We start from the raw sequence: 17,069 nt of genomic DNA on the forward strand, positions 1-17,069 counted from the left end.
GGCGCGGGGCGGTCTGGCCTTCCTCTTCACCGGGCAGGGCAGCCAGCGCGCCGCCGTGGGACGCGGGCTGTACGAGCGCCATCCCGTCTTCGCCGACGCCCTGGACGCCGTACTGACCCGCTTCGACCAGGAACTCGACCGTCCGCTGCGCGAGGTCCTCTTCGCACCGGAGGGCACCGAGGAGGCCGCCCTCCTGCACGACACCGCCTACACGCAGCCCGCCCTCTTCGCCCTCGAAGTGGCCCTGTACCGGCTCGTGGAGTCCTGGGGCGTCGTCCCCGACGGCGTGGCGGGCCACTCCGTCGGAGAGATCGCCGCCGCCCACGTCGCCGGAGTGTTCTCCCTGGAGGACGCCTGCACCCTCGTCGCCGCACGCGGCCGCCTCATGGCCGCGCTCCCGGCCGGCGGCGCCATGGTCGCCGTCGAGGCCGCCGAGGACGAGGTGCTGCCCCTCCTGGCGGGCCTGGCGGACCGGGTCTGCCTCGCCGCCGTCAACGGCCCCCGCTCCGTGGTGATCGCGGGCGACGAGGAAGAGGTCGCCGGCGTCGCCGCCCGCCTCGCCGCGGACGGCCGCCGCACCCGCGCCCTGCGGGTCAGCCACGCCTTCCACTCGCCGCGCATGGACGCCATGCTCGACGACTTCGCCCGCGTCGCCCGCACCCTCACCTACGAGGCGCCGCTGCTGCCCGTGGTCTCCACCGTCACCGGCGACCTCGCCACCGCCGGGGAACTGTGCACACCGGAGTACTGGGTGCGCCAGGTCCGCGCCACCGTCCGGTTCGCCGACGCGGTACGCACCCTGGACCGCCGGGGCGCCACCTCCTACCTGGAACTCGGCCCCGACGGCACCCTGACCGCCGCGACCCGCGCGATCCTCGACGGCGACGGCGACGGCGACGGCGGCCGGGTGGACGGCACCGCACCCGTCACCGCCGTCCCCGCGCTGCGCCGCGACCGCGACGAAGTGCCCGGCCTCACCGCGGCCCTCGCCGCCCTGTACGTGCGGGGCACCGGCGTCGACTGGAGCGGCACCCTGCTCGGCACCGGCGCACGACGCGTCGACCTGCCGACGTACGCCTTCCAGCGCAGCCGCTACTGGCCCGACACCACCTCCGCCCCGGTCACCCCCGACGCAAGCGCCGACGGCGGCGCGGACGCCGCCTTCTGGGCCGCCGTGGAGCGCGGCGACCTGCCGGCGCTCGGCGCCGACCTCGGCCTGGACGAGGAGACGCTGTCCGCACTGGTGCCCGCCCTGTCCTCGTGGCGGCGCCGCCGCACCGAACGGGCCGCCGCCGACGACCGCCGCCACCGGATCGTGTGGAAGCCGCTGGACGGCGCCCCCACCGGCCGGCCCGACGGCACCTGGCTGGTCCTGCGCCCGGCCGACGGCCCCGCCCCCGAGGCGACCACGCTCCTGGAGGCCCTCGGCCCGGACACCGCCGTCGTCACGGTCGCCACCACGGCCACCGCCGACCGCGCCGCGCTCACCGCGTCCCTGCGCGAACTGCCGCTCCCCGACGGCGGGTTCACCGGCGTCCTCAGCCTGCTCGCCCTGACCCCGGCCGCCGGGGAGAACACCACCGAAGCGCCCCCCGCCGACCCGGCCGGCACCGCCGCGCTCGCGCCCACCGCCGCCGCCCTCACCGCCCTCGACGACGCCGGTATCACCGCCCCCGTCTGGCTGCTCACCCGGCAGGCGGTCAGCACCGGCCGTGCCGACCGCCTCGCCCACCCCGGGCAGGCCGCCCTCTGGGGCCTCGGCCGCGTCGCCGCCCTGGAGCGCCCCGAGCGCCGGCTCACCCTGGTCGACCTGCCCGAGCACCTCGACGAGCGGGTCGCACGACGCCTCGCACACCTCCTCGCCGCACCCGGCGGGGAGAACCAGCTCGCCGTCCGCACCTCCGCCACCTACGCGCGGCGCCTCGCCCACCACCCCGCCCCCCAGGGACCGGCGCCCCGCGCCTTCGCCCCCGAGGGCACCGTCCTGATCACCGGCGGCACCGGCGCCCTCGGCGCCCACGTCGCCCGGCTGCTCGCCGGACGCGGCACCCCGCACCTGCTGCTCGCGGGCCGGCGCGGCCCGGACGCCCCCGGCGCCGCCGAACTCGCCGCCGAACTGCGCGAGACGGGCGCCCGGGTGACGGTCGTCGCGTGCGACACCGCCGACCGCGCCGCGCTCGCCGCGACCCTGTCCGCCGTACCGGAGGAGCACCCGCTCACCGCCGTCGTGCACGCCGCGGGCGTCCTCGACGACGGCCTGCTCGACACCCTCACCCCCGAGCGGTTCGCCACCGTCCTCGACGCCAAGGCCCGGTCCGCCGCCCACCTGCACGAGCTGACCCGCGACCTCGGCCTCACCGACTTCGTGCTGTTCTCCTCGACCGCGGGCGTCCTCGGCGCCGCCGGGCAGGCCAACTACGCGGCGGCCAACGCCTACCTGGACGCCCTGGCCGAGCACCGGCGCGACCAGGGCCTGCCCGCCACCTCCGTGGCCTGGGGCCCCTGGTCCGGCACCGGCATGGCCGGCGACGGCACGGGCGTCGGGGACCGGGTCCGCCGCGGCGGCTTCACCCCGATGCGCCCCGAGGACGCCCTCGCCGCCCTCGACACCGCGGTCGGGCACGGCGACACCACCCTCCTCGTCGCCGACGTCGACTGGCAGCGGTACGCAGCCGTGTTCGCCCCCCACCGGGCCCTCGTCGGCGACCTGCCCGAACTCCGCGCCGCCGGCGGCGCGCACGGTGCCCCCGCGGACACCGAGCCGGCCCTGCGCCGCCAGGTCGCCGCCCTGACCGGCGCGGCCCGCGAGCGCCATGTGCTCGACTTCCTGCGCGCCCAGGTCGCCGCCGTACTCGGCCACCCCGACCCGGCCGCCGTCGAACCCGACCGGGCCTTCACCGACCTCGGCTTCGACTCGCTCACCACCGTCGAACTGCGCAACGTCCTGACCGCCACCACCGGCCTGCGGCTGCCCGCCACTCTCGTCTACGACCATCCGACCGCCCGCGACCTGGCCGCCCACCTCCTCGCCGAAGTCCTGGACGACCTGCCCGAGCCCGTCCCGGGCCACGGCACCGGCGCGGGAGCGGAACGGCCCGCGGACGACGACCCGGTGGTCGTCGTCGGCATGGGCTGCCGCTTCCCCGGCGGCATCGAGTCCCCCGAGGACCTGTGGCGCCTGCTGGCCGACGGCCGCGACGCGGTCTCCGGCTTCCCCACCGACCGCGGCTGGGACCTGGAGGCCCTCGCCCGGGGCGGCTCCGCCACCCTGGAGGGCGGCTTCCTCAACGGCGCCGGACTCTTCGACGCCCCCTTCTTCGGCATCTCCCCGCGCGAGGCCCTGGCGATGGACCCGCAGCAGCGGCTGCTGCTCGAAACCGCCTGGGAGGCCCTGGAGCGGGCCGGCGTCGACCCGCAGAGCCTGCGGTCCAGCGCCACCGGCGTCTTCGTGGGCACCAACGGCCAGGACTACGCCACCATGCTGCGCCGCGGCACCACCGACGTGCAGGGCCACGCCGCCACCGGCACCACCGCCAGCGTGATGTCCGGCCGCCTGTCCTACACGCTCGGCCTGGAGGGCCCGGCGGTCACCGTCGACACCGCCTGCTCCTCCGCCCTGGTCGCCCTGCACATGGGGGCGGGCGCGCTGCGCTCCGGCGAGTGCTCCCTGGTCCTCGCGGGCGGCGTCTCGGTGATGTCCAGCCCCGACGCCTTCGTGGAGTTCACCGCGCAGGGCGGCCTCGCCTCGGACGGCCGCTGCAAGGCGTTCGCCGACGCCGCCGACGGCACCGCCTGGTCCGAGGGCGCCGGCGTCCTGGTCCTGGAGCGCCTGTCCGACGCCCGCCGCAACGGCCACCCGGTCCTCGCCGTCCTGCGCGGTTCGGCCGTCAACCAGGACGGCGCGTCCAACGGCCTGACCGCCCCCAACGGCCGTGCCCAGCAGCGCGTCATCCGCCAAGCACTGACCGACGCCCGCCTCACCCCGGCCGACGTGGACGCCGTCGAGGCGCACGGCACCGGCACCACCCTCGGCGACCCGATCGAGGCGCACGCCCTGATCGCCGCCTACGGCGAGGCGCGCGACCCCGGGCAACCGCTGCTGCTCGGCACGGTCAAGTCCAACCTGGGCCACACCCAGGCCGCCGCCGGTGCCGCCGGCGTCATCAAGACGGTCCTCGCCCTGGGCCGCGGGGAACTCCCGCGCACCCTGCACGTGGACGCCCCGTCCTCGCACGTCGACTGGTCCGGCGGCACGGTGGAGCTCCTGCGCGAGCACCGGGCCTGGCCCGAGACGGGCCGCCCGCGCCGCGCAGGGGTCTCCGCCTTCGGGGTGAGCGGCACCAACGCCCACGTGATCCTGGAGCAGCCCGCCCCGGCCACCGAGCCGGAGCCTCCGGCGGAGCCGGAGGCCGTCCCGGCCGTCGTACCGTGGCTGCTCTCCGCCCGCTCCGAGGCGGCCCTGTCCGCCCAGCGGGCGCGGCTGACCTCCTTCACACAGGCGCGGCCCGAGGTCCCGGCGCTCGACACCGCGTACAGCCTGGCCGTCGGTCGTTCCGCCTTCGCGCACCGCGCGGCCCTGCTGGTGACCCCCGCGGGCGAGCCCGTGGAGACCGTCCGCAGCCACGCCACCGAGCGCAGGCTCGCCGTCCTCTTCTCCGGTCAGGGCTCGCAGCGGGCGGGGGCGGGGCGTGAGCTGTACGCGCGGTTCCCGGTGTTCGCCGAGGCGCTGGACGCGGTGGCGGCCCGGCTCGACGCCGATCTCGAACGTCCGCTGCGCGAGGTGCTGTTCGCACCCGAGGGTACGGAGGAGGCCGCGCTCCTGGACACCACCGGCTACACGCAGCCCGCGCTGTTCGCCTTCGAGGTGGCGTTGTTCCGGCTGGTGGAGTCGTGGGGTGTCACTCCCGAGTTCGTCGCAGGTCACTCCGTGGGTGAGATCGCGGCGGCGCATGTGGCGGGGGTGTTCTCGCTGGAGGACGCCTGCACGCTGGTGGCGGCTCGGGCCCGGCTGATGCAGGAACTACCGACGGGTGGTGCGATGACCGCCGTACAGGCCACCGAGGCCGAGGTCGCGGCCCGGCTCACCGACGGCCTGTCCGTCGCGGCGGTCAACGGCCCGGACTCCGTCGTCCTGTCCGGTGAGGAGGGCGAGGTCCTCGCGCTGGCCGCCGCGTTCGCCGCCGAGGGCCGCAAGGTCCAGCGGCTGTCGGTCAGCCACGCCTTCCACTCGCCGCTGATGGAGCCGATGCTCGCGGAGTTCCGCCGTATCGCCGAGACCCTGGAGTACGCCGAACCCCGCGTCCCGGTCGTCTCGAACGTCACCGGCGGGATCGCCGGCCCCGGGCAGCTCACCTCGCCCGAGTACTGGGTGGACCACGTCCGGGGCACCGTCCGCTTCGCCGACGGAGTGCGCGCCCTCGCCACGGCGGGCGCCGACGCCTTCCTGGAGATCGGCCCCGACGGCGTGCTGACCGGCATGGCCGCCCGGGTGCTCGACGACGCGGGCGCCGACGCCGGCGGCGGTGCGGCCGGCAGCCCGGTCGCAGCCGCGCTCCGCAAGGACCGCGACGAGGAGCACGCCCTGCTCAGCGCGCTCGCCCGGCTGCACACGGCGGGTGTCGGCATCGACTGGGCCGCCTGGTTCCACGGCACCGGTGCCCGCCGCACCGACCTGCCCACCTACGCCTGGCAGCACGAGCACTACTGGCCCGAGCCCGCCCCGGCCACCGGCGCCGACGCCGGGCAGGACCCGGTGGACGCCGCGTTCTGGGCGGCGGTGGAACGGGAGGACCTGGAGTCCCTGTCCGCCACCCTCGGCCTGGACGACACGGTCCTCTCCGGCGTGCTGCCCGCTCTGTCCACCTGGCGCCGCGACCGGTCCGAACGTGCCCTGGTGGACGGCTGGCGCTACCGGGTGACCTGGCAGCCTCTCACCACCGCCGTCCCCGCCGGCTCCGCCACCGGGCGGTGGCTGGTGCTGACCCCGGCCGCGCTCGACGGCGACCCGTGGGCCGAAACCCTGGCCGGGGCGCTCGGCGAGGACGCGGTACGCCTCGTCGTCCCGGCCGCGGACGGGACCGCCGCGGCCCTCCTCGGCGCGGCGGCCGACGGCACCGCGTACACCGGTGTCCTCTCCCTGCTCGCCGCCGTCCCCGCCGGCCCCATCGCCTCCGGGGAAGACGCCGGCCCCGCCGCCGTCTCCGGGGAAGCCGCCGACACTCCCGGCCGGCCCGACGTCCTGCTGCGCCTCCTGGGCGCGGCCGGGATCGACGCCCCCCTGTGGTGCGTCACCCGTGGCGCGGTCCGCACGGGCCGCACCGACCGGGCGGCCGACCCCGGACAGGCCGCTCTCTGGGGGCTCGGCCGCGTCCTGGCCCTGGAGGAGCCGGAGCGCTGGGGCGGACTCGTCGACGTGGACCACGACGCCGACGCCCGGACCGCCGACCGCCTGCGCGCCGTGCTGGCCTCCACCAGGGTGGACGGCCCCGCCGAGGACCAGGTGGCGCTGCGCGCCTCCGGCGCCTTCGGCCGGCGGCTGACCCGGGCCGCCCTCCAGCAGCCCGACGCCGTCTGGCGCCCCGCCGGCACCGTCCTGGTCACCGGCGGCCCGGAGGGCTTCGGCGGCCACGTGACCCGCTGGCTCGCCGCCCACGGCGCCGCCGGGGTGCTCCTGGCCGGTCCCACCGACCCGGCCGGCGAGGCCCTCGCCGCGCTGCGCGCCGAGGTCGAGGCCGCGGGCGCCGTCCTCACCGCGGTCCACCACCCCGACCCGGCCGACGCGGGCCCGCTCGCCCGGGCCGTCGCCGGCCTGCCGGCCGACCGTCCGCTCACCGCCGTCGTCCACACCGGCGACACCGGCACCATGGACGAGCCCTCGACGACCGCCGTGCACGCCGCCCACGACGCGCTGACGGCCGCCGTGGGGGAGCGGACCCTGGACGCGTTCGTCGTCTTCAACTCCATCTCCGCCGTCTGGGGCGTCACCGGACAGGGCCCGGGCGCCGCCGCGGGCGCCTTCCTGGACGCCCTGGTCCAGCGGCACCGCGCGGACGGCGTCAACGCCCTCTCCGTCGCCTGGGCCGCCTGGCAGGGCGCCGGACCCGACGGGCTCGCCGCCCACCTGCGCGCCAACGGACTGCCCGCCATGGAGCCGGGACGCGCCCTCGCCGCCCTCGCCGCGCTGGTCGGCGAGGCCGCCGGCGAACCGGCGGCCCCCGCCTCCGCGACCGTCGCGGACGTGGTGTGGGACCGGTTCGCGCCGGCGTTCACCCGCACCCGTCCGAGCCGGCTCTTCAACGCGCTGCCGGAGGCCCGCGAGGCCCTGCGCGCCGCGGACGGCGACGGCGGCGACGCGGGCACCGCCGCGGACCTGCGGAACCGGCTGCGCCCCCTGGACCGGGCGGGCCGCGAACGCGGCCTGCTGGACCTCGTGCTCGCCGAGGTCGCCCCGGTGCTCGGCCACGCCGACGCGGGCGCCGTACCGGCCACCAGCGCCTTCAAGGACCTGGGCTTCGACTCGCTGACCGCCGTCGACCTGCGCAACCGGCTCGCCTCGGCCACCGGCCTCACCCTGCCCGCGACGCTGGTCTTCGACTACCCGACGCCCGCCGCCCTGGCCGCGCACCTCCTCGGCGAACTCCTCGGCGGCCACGGGGACGAGGGCACCACCCCCGACGCGTCCGCGCCCCGCTCCGCCACCGACGACGGTGACGACCCGATCGTCATCGTGGGCATGAGCTGCCGCTACCCCGGCGACGTCCGCTCGCCCGAGGACCTGTGGGAACTGCTCGGCGCCGGGACCGACGTCATCGGCGGCTTCCCCACCGACCGCGGCTGGGACCTCGAACGGCTCCTGCACGGGGACCGGGACGGCCGCGGCCGCAGCGTCAGCCGTGAGGGCGGATTCCTCCACGACGTCGCCGACTTCGACCCCGCCTTCTTCGGGATCTCCCCGCGCGAGGCCCTGGTCATCGACCCGCAGCAGCGGATCGTCCTCCAGGCCGCCTGGGAGGCCCTGGAGCGGGCCGGCATCGACCCCGCCACACTGCGCGGCGGCGACACCGGCGTCTTCGTCGGCGGCGGCAGCGGCGACTACCGTCCCGCGATCGGCCAGACCGGGCACGTGGAGACCGCCCAGTCGGCGAGCCTGCTCTCCGGCCGGCTCTCCTACACCCTGGGCCTCGAAGGACCCTCGGTCAGCGTCGACACCGCCTGCTCGTCCTCCCTGACGGCCCTGCACCTCGCCGCCCAGGCGATCCGCGCCGGCGAGTGCGCGCTCGCGCTGGCCGGCGGCGTCACGGTGATGTCGACACCGGTCGGCTTCGTCGAGTTCGGCGAGATGGGGGCACTCTCCCCGGACGGCCGCTGCAAGCCCTTCTCCGACGCCGCCGACGGCACCGCCTGGGCCGAGGGCGTGGGCATGCTCGTCGTGGAGCGCCTGTCCGAGGCGCGCCGTCGCGGCCACGAGGTCCTCGCGGTCCTGCGCGGTTCGGCCGTCAACCAGGACGGCGCGTCCAACGGCCTGACCGCCCCCAACGGCCCCTCCCAGCAGCGCGTCATCCGCAAGGCGCTGGCCGCCGCGGGCCTCACCGCCCGCGAGGTCGACGCGGTGGAGGCGCACGGCACCGGCACCGCCCTGGGCGACCCCATCGAGGCCCAGGCACTGCTCGCGACGTACGGCCGCGAGCGCGACCCGCAGCGCCCGCTGCTGCTCGGTTCCGTCAAGTCGAACATCGGCCACGCCCAGGCCGCCGCCGGTGTCGCCGGCGTCATCAAGATGGTCCTGGCCATGCGGCACGGCACCCTCCCCCGCACCCTCCACGTCGACCGGCCCTCCAGCCACGTCGCCTGGGACCCGGACGCGGTACGGCTGCTGACCGAGGCCACCGACTGGCCCGAGACCGGACGCCCGCGTCGCGCCGCCGTGTCCGCCTTCGGCGCCAGCGGCACCAACGCCCACGTCATCCTGGAACAGGCCCCCGCACCGCGCGACCGGGCCGGGGCCACCGGCCCCGCCACCGAACGGCCCCTGCCCGTGCCGCTGTCCGCGGCCACCGCCGACGCCCTGCCCGATCAGGCCGCACGGCTCCGCGACCGGCTGCTCGCCGCCGGCCCCGCGGACCTGCCCGGCCCGGCCGACCTGGCCCTCTCCCTGGGCACCACCCGCTCGGCGTTCGAACACCGCGCGGTGCTCGCCGTCGCCGGACGCGACGAGCTGCTGGACGCGCTCACCGCCCTGGCCGAAGGCCGCGACGACCGCGCGGTGCTGCGCGGCCGTGCGGCCCCCGGCGGCCGGACCGCGTTCCTCTTCCCCGGCCAGGGCTCCCAGCGCGCCGGCGCGGGCCGCGTCCTGTACGCCCGCTTCCCGGTGTTCGCGGCGGCCCTCGACGAGGTCCTGGCCCACTTCGACCAGGAACTCGACCGCCCGCTGCGCGAGGTGATGTTCGCCGAGGAGGGCACCGCCGAGGCGGACCTCCTGGACAGCACCGGCTGGACCCAGCCCGCCCTGTTCGCCCTCGGAGTGGCCCTGCACCGGCTCTGCGAGTCCTGGGGCGTGCGGCCCGACCTGCTGGCCGGCCACTCGGTCGGGGAGATCGCCGCCGCGCACGTCGCCGGGGTGTTCTCCCTCCAGGACGCCTGCCGGGTCGTCGCCGCCCGCGCCCGCCTGATGCAGGCTCTCCCGGCCGGCGGCGCCATGCTGGCCGTCCGCGCCACCGAGGACGAGGTCGCCCCGCGGCTCACCGGCCGGCTCTCCCTGGCCGCCGTCAACGGCCCGGAGGCCGTGGTGGTCTCCGGCGACGAGGACGCGGTGACCGCGCTCGCCGACGAGTTCGCCGCACTCGGCCGGAAGACTAGGCGTTTGCGGGTCAGCCATGCATTTCACTCACTGCACATGGACGCCATGCTGCAGGACTTCGAACGGGTCACCCGTAGCGTGTCGTACACCCCGCCGAAGCTGCCCCTGGTGTCGAACCTCACCGGGGAACCGGCCACCGACGAGCAGGTGTGCGACCCCGGGTACTGGGTCGAGCACGTGCGCCGCGCGGTCCGCTTCGGCGACGGTGTCCGCACCCTCGCCGCCCGCGGCACCACCCGCTACCTGGAACTCGGCCCCGACGGCGTCCTGTGCTCCCTCGCCCAGGACACCCTCGGCACCCTGGCCGACGAGAACCGTCCCGCTCCGGCGGTTGTCCCGGCGCTGCGCACCGGACGCGACGAGGAACGCTCCCTGATCACGGCGGTGGCCCGGCTGCACGCCGCCGGCCAACCCGTCGACTGGGCGGCGCTCCTGGACGGCACCGGTGCCCGCCGCGTGGACCTGCCGACCTACCCGTTCCGCCGGCAGCGGTTCTGGGCCGACGCGGCTCCGGCCGCGGCCGGAGCCGCGCGGGACGCCGCCGGCACCGGGGACGAGGCCTTCTGGGCCGCCGTCCAGGACCAGGAGTTCGACTCCCTCGCCGGCGAGCTGGGCGTCGACGGCGACGCGCTCTCCCGCGTCCTTCCCGCCCTGCGCGACTGGCGCCGCAGGCACGGCGACCAGGCCACCGTGGACGGCTGGCGCCAGCGCATCGCCTGGCGGCCCCTGAACCGGACCACCGCCGGCACACCCACCGGAACCTGGCTCGCCGCGGTGCCCGCGGGGCACACCGAGGAGCCGTGGACCGCGCAGATCCTGCGGATCCTCGGCCCCGGCGCCGTGACGATCGAGGTGGCGGACCACGACCGCGCCCGCCTCGCCGCCGCGATCCGCCACCACCTGGACGCCTCGGGCCCGTTCACGGGCGTGGTCTCCCTGCTCGCCCTCGCCGGCGACACCCCCGGCGCGGACGGCGCGGGCACGGGCCTCGCCGCCGACGGCACCCCCCTCGGCGCCGCCCTGACGGCGACCCTGGTCCAGGCCCTCGGCGACGCCCGCACCGACGCCCCGCTGTGGTGCCTCACCCGCGGCGCCACCGCCGTCTCGCCCGCCGAGACCGTGGCCGCACCGCTCCAGGCCGCCGTCCACGGACTCGGCCGGGTCGCGGCCCTCGAACACCCCCAGCGCTGGGGCGGCACCGTCGACCTGCCCGTCACCCTCGACGGGCGCACCGCCGAACGGCTCGCCGCCGTCCTCGCCGACCCCGAGGGCGAGGACCAGCTCGCCGTCCGGCCCGGCGCGGTCTTCGGCCGCCGCCTCGCCGCCGTACGCCCCGAGACCCCCCGGGACTGGCAGCCCACCGGCACCGTCCTGATCACCGGCGGCACCGGCGCCCTCGGCGCCCGCACCGCCCGCCGGCTCGCCGGAGCCGGGGCCCGCCGCCTGCTCCTGCTCAGCCGCAGCGGACCCGAGGCCCCCGGCGCCGCCGAACTCGCCGCGGACCTGCGCGCGCTGGGCGCCGAACCCGTCATCACCGCCTGCGACACCGCCGACCGGGACGCCCTGGCCGCCGTCCTCGCGCAGCTGCCCGAGGACGCGCCCCTCACCGGCGTCATCCACACCGCCGGCGTCCTCGACGACGGCGTGGTGGACGGCCTCGCCCCCGAGCGGTTCGCCACCGTGTTCCGCGCCAAGGTCACCTCCGCACTGCTCCTCGACGAGCTGACCCGCGCCCACGACCCGGAGGTCTTCGCCCTGTTCTCCTCCGCGTCCGCCGCGGTCGGCAACCCCGGCCAGGGCACCTACGCCGCAGCCAACGCGGTCCTCGACGCCCTCGCCGAACGCCGCCGGGCCGAAGGCCTTCCGGCCACCTCGGTGGCGTACGGGGCCTGGGACGGCGAGGGCATGGCCGGCGGCGAGCGGGCCGCCGCCCTCGCCCGCCGCACCGGCATCCGGCCGCTCGACCCGGACCTCGCGGTCCTGGCCCTGCGCCAGGCCGTCACCGGCACCGATCCGGTGGCCGTCGTCGCCGACGTCGACCCGGACCGGTTCGTGCGCGCCTTCACCGGCGTCCGGCCCAGCCGCCTGCTGGCCGAGATGCCCGCCCACGCCGCGCTGACCGCCGCCCCGGACGGCGGACGCGACACGCGGGAGTCCGGACCCGCCCTGCGCGAGCGGCTGGCCCGGCTCCCCGAGGGCCGCCGCGCCACCACCGTGCTGACCCTGGTGCGCGAACGCGCCGCCGACGTCCTCGGCCACCCCGGCACCGACCAGGTCGGTCCCGACCGGGCCTTCCGCGACCTCGGATTCGACTCCCTCGGCGCCGTCGAGCTGCGCAACCAGCTCAACGCCGCCACCGGACTGACCCTGTCCGCCACCCTCGTGTTCGACCACCCCACCCCCGCCGCCCTCGCCGGGCACATCCTCGAGCAGCTCCTGCCCGGCGGCACCTCGGGTGCCGCCGGCACGGGCGACGACGAACGCGCCGTGCGCGCCGCCCTCGCCGCCCTTCCCCTGGACCGGCTGCGCGAGAGCGGTCTCCTGGACCGGCTGCTGGACATCGCCGGACAGACCCCGGCCGCGCCCGGCACCGACCAGGACACCGCGGCCGTGGACGACGACACCTACGACGTGTCGATCGACGCCATGGAGATCGACGACCTGGTGCAGGCGGCACTCAACGGCAACCCTGACGAAGAGCGGGACTGACGGAGCCATCATGACCACGCCCAGCGAAAAAGTAGTCGAAGCTCTCCGGGCCTCGCTCAAGGAGACCGAGCGCCTCAGGCGGCAGAACCGCGAACTCGCCGCCGCGGCCTCGGAACCCGTCGCCGTCGTCGCGATGAGCTGCCGCTACCCCGGGGGAGTCAACTCGCCCGAGGACCTGTGGGACCTCGTGTCCTCCGGCACCGACGCCGTCTCCGGCTTCCCCACCGACCGCGGCTGGGACCTGGACGCCCTGCGGGACGCCGGGGTCGACGCCCGCGGCCACTCCGTCAGCCAGCAGGGCGGCTTCCTCGACGGGGTTGCCGACTTCGACGCCGGCTTCTTCGGCGTCTCCCCGCGCGAGGCCGTCTCCATGGACCCGCAGCAGCGGCTCCTGCTGGAGACCTCCTGGGAGGCGATCGAACGGGCCGGCATCGACCCCCGGCGGCTGCGCTCCACCCCCACCGGGGTCTTCGTCGGCACCAACGGCCAGGACTACGCCTACCTGCTGATCCGCTCCCTGAGCGACGCCACCGGCGACATCGGCACCGGCATCGCCGCCAGCGCCACCTCGGGACGGCTGTCGTACACCCTGGGCCTGGAAGGGCCCGCGGTCACCGTCGACACCGCCTGTTCCTCCTCGCTCGTCGCCCTGCACGCCGCCACCCACGCCCTGCGCGCGGGCGAGTGCACCCTCGCCCTGGCCGGCGGCGTCAACGTCATGTCCGCCCCCGGCTCGCTCATGGAGTTCAGCCGCCAGGGCGGCCTGGCCGGCGACGGCCGCTGCAAGGCCTTCTCCGACGACGCCGACGGCACCGGCTGGTCCGAGGGCGTGGGCGTGCTCCTGCTGGAGAAACTGTCCGACGCCCGCCGCAACGGCCACCCCGTCCTCGCCGTGATCCGCGGCTCCGCCGTCAACCAGGACGGGGCCTCCAACGGCTTCACCGCCCCCAACGGACCCGCGCAGCAGCGCGTCATCCGCCAGGCCCTGGACAGCGCCGCCCTCACCCCCGCCGACGTGGACGCCGTCGAGGCGCACGGCACCGGCACCCCGCTCGGCGACCCCATCGAGGCCCAGGCCGTGCTCGCCGCCTACGGCCAGGACCGCGACCCCGAACGACCGCTGCTGCTCGGCTCCGTCAAGTCGAACATCGGCCACGCCCAGGCCGCCGCCGGTGTCGCCGGCGTCATCAAGATGGTCATGGCCATGCGCCACGGGGTGCTGCCGAAGACCCTGCACGCCGACCAGCCTTCCCGGCACGTCGACTGGTCCTCCGGCTCCGTGCGCCTGCTCACCGACCGCACCGACTGGCCCGAGACCGGCCGGCCGCGCCGCGCCGGCGTCTCCTCCTTCGGCATCAGCGGCACCAACGCCCACGTCGTCCTGGAACAGGCCGAACCGGCCGCCGAGGAGCCCTCCGCCGCGTCCGGGCCCGAGCCCGCGCTCGTCCCGGCCGTCGTGCCCTGGCCGGTTTCGGCACGCACCGAGGCCGCCCTCGACGACCAGATCGCCCGCCTCACCGCCCTCACCGGCGCCACCCCCCTCGACATCGGCCACTCCCTGGCCACCGGGCGCTCCACCTTCGAGCACCGCGCCGTCCTGCTCACCGGCGTCGACGGCGCCACCACCGAGGCGGCCCGGGGCCACGCCACCGAACGCTCCCTCGCCGTGCTGTTCTCCGGCCAGGGCTCCCAGCGCCCCGGCATGGGACGCGAACTGTACGCCCGCTTCCCGGTGTTCGCCGCGGTCCTCGACGAGACGTGCGCCCTGCTCGACCCGCACCTGGACCGGCCGCTGCGCGACGTCCTGTTCGCCCGGCGCCGCACCCCCGAGGCGGCCCTCCTGGACACCACCGGTTACACGCAGCCCGCGCTGTTCGCCTTCGAGGTGGCGTTGTTCCGGCTGGTGGAGTCGTGGGGTGTCACTCCCGAGTTCGTCGCGGGTCATTCGATCGGTGAGATCGCGGCGGCGCATGTGGCGGGGGTGTTCTCGCTGGAGGACGCGTGCGCGTTGGTGGCGGCTCGGGCGCGGTTGATGCAGGAGCTGCCCGCGGGCGGTGCGATGGTCGCGGTGGGGGCGACCGAGGCCGAGGTGGTGCCGCGGCTGACGGAGGGTGTCGCCCTGGCCGCGGTCAACGGCCCGGATTCCGTCGTCCTGTCCGGTGAGGAGGGCGAGGTCCTCGCGCTGGCCGCCGCGTTCGCCGCCGAGGGCCGCAAGGTCCAGCGGCTGTCGGTCAGCCACGCCTTCCACTCGCCGCTGATGGAGCCGATGCTCGCGGAGTTCCGCCGCGTCGCCGAGAGCCTCACCTACCACGAGCCGCTCCTCCCGGTCGTCTCCAACGTCACCGGCGCCCTCGCCGACGAGCGCCTGCTCACCTCGCCCGAGTACTGGGTGGACCACGTCCGGGGCACCGTCCGCTTCGCCGACGGCGTGCGCGCCCTCGCCGACGCCGGTGCCGACGCCTACGTGGAACTCGGACCCGACGGCGTCCTCACCGCCCTCGCCCAGCAGAGCCTCGACACCCGCCCCGAAGCGGTGGCCGTGGCGGCGCTGCGCAAGGACCGGGCCGAGGAACGCTGCCTGCTCACCGCACTGGCCCGGCTGCACACGGCCGGCGTCGACGTCGACTGGACCGCCTGCTTCGACGGTACCGGGGCCCGCCGTACCGACCTGCCCACCTACGCCTGGCAGCACGAGCGGTACTGGCCGGTGCTCATGGCCGCCGCCGGCGACGTCAGCGCCGCGGGCCTGGTCTCCGCCGAACACCCGCTGCTCGGCGCCGCCGTCTCCCTGGCCGGAACGGACGGCGTCCTGTTCACCGGACGCCTCTCCGCCCAGACCCACCCCTGGCTGATGGACCACACCGTCGGCGGCATGGCGGCCTTCCCCGCCACCGGCTTCCTGGAACTCGCCGTCCGCGCCGGCGACCAGGTCGGCTGCGACCGCGTCGACGAACTCACCCTCGCCAAACCCCTCGTCCTCACCGAGAACTCCGCCGCCGTCGTCCAGGTCTGGGTCGGCGCACCCGACGAGAACGGGACCCGCCCGGTCACCGTCTACTCCCAGACCGCCGACGACCCCGAACAGCGCTGGACCGAACACGCCTCCGGCCTCCTCGGCGAGGGCGAGCGCACCGCGGGCTTCGACGCCGGCGTGTGGCCGCCCCGCGGAGCCGTCGCCGCCGACCTGGAAGGCTTCTACGAGCGCACCGAGTACGGGCCGGTGTTCCAGGGCCTGCGGGCGGTGTGGACCCGCGCCGACGAGGCCTTCGTCGAGGTCGCGCTGCCCGCGCAGGTCGACGACGCCGAGTACTACGGCATGCACCCCGCCCTGCTCGACGCCGCCGTCCAGTCCGTCGGCTTCGCCGGCCTCGGCGACGGCAAGAAGCTCGTACCGTTCTCCTGGTCCGGAGTCTCCCTGCACGCGGGCGGCGCCTCCGTCGTCCGGGTCCGCGTCGCCCGTACCGGCGAGGACACGGTGTCCATCGCCGCCGTCGACGTCGAGGGCGCCCCGGTGCTCTCCGCCGAGTCACTGAGCCTGCGCGCCCCCTCGGCGCTGCACGCCCCGGCCCTGCACCGCGGCGATCAGGACGGGCTGCTCCGCCTGGAGTGGCTGCCCGTCCCCGACGACACCGCCACCACCGCCGTACGCCCGGTCACACTCGGCACCGACGCCTCCTGGCCCGCCCCGGTGACCGCCCTCGCCGACGCCGCCGCCCTCGCCCCGGCCCCCGACCTGGTGCTCGTCCCGCTGGAGGCCCCCGACGGGGACGTACCGGACGGCGACACCCCCGCCGCGGCCCACGCCCTCACCGCCCGCGCCCTCGACCTGATCCGGCAGTGGCTGGACCTGGACACCTCCGGCAGCGGACGTCTGGTGTTCGTCACCCGCGGCGCCGTCGCCGCCGGGAGCGACGGCACGGTACGGGACCTGGCCGCCGCCGCCGCGCACGGCCTGGTCCGCGGCGCCGAGGCGGAGAACCCCGGCCGCTTCGCCCTGCTCGACCTGGACGCCGCAACCGGCGCCCCCTCCGACGCCGTCCTGGCGCGGCTCCCCGCCCTGCTGGCGGACGGCGACACCCAGTTCGCCGTACGCGACGACACCGTCCTGGTACCCCGCCTCGCCCGGCTCGCCACCGGCGCGGGCCTGCTGCCCGTCCCCGGGCTGCCCTGGCGCCTGGACAGCACCACTCCCGGCCGCATCGACGGCCTCGCCCTCGTCCCCGCGCCCGAGGTGCTGGAGGCGCCGGAGGGCCGGCAGGTCCGGCTGGAAGTGCGGGCCGCGGGCCTGAACTTCCGTGACGTGCTGAACGCGCTCGGCATGTACCCGGGTGAGGCCGGACTCCTCGGTTCGGAGGCGACGGGGGTCGTGACGGCCGTGGGACCCGAGGTGACCGGCCTCGCGGTCGGTGACCGGGTGATGGGCATGGTGCCCGGCGGCCTCGCCACCGAGGCGCTGATCGACGAACGGTTCCTCGCCCGCGTCCCCGAGGGCTGGAGCGACGAG

Annotated in this window: 2 protein-coding genes (1 of these 2 only partly in view); both read left to right on the top strand. The window is 76.8% G+C overall.

Features of this window, described 5'->3' with window-relative positions:
- On the top strand, positions 1-12,565 hold the end of the coding sequence (locus ACVV2G_RS32135; RefSeq protein WP_453846319.1) for a type I polyketide synthase. 16,265 nt of this gene lie to the left of the window's left edge; the window shows 12,565 of its 28,830 coding nt (coding positions 16,266-28,830); the start codon falls outside the window, past its left edge; it ends in the stop codon at positions 12,563-12,565.
- 10 nt (positions 12,566-12,575) lie between these two features.
- The coding region (locus tag ACVV2G_RS32140; RefSeq protein ID WP_453846320.1) for a type I polyketide synthase at positions 12,576-17,069 on the top strand (4,494 nt) is incomplete at its 3' end.

The sequence above is a fragment of the Streptomyces sp. JK94 genome, from assembly GCF_053613315.1.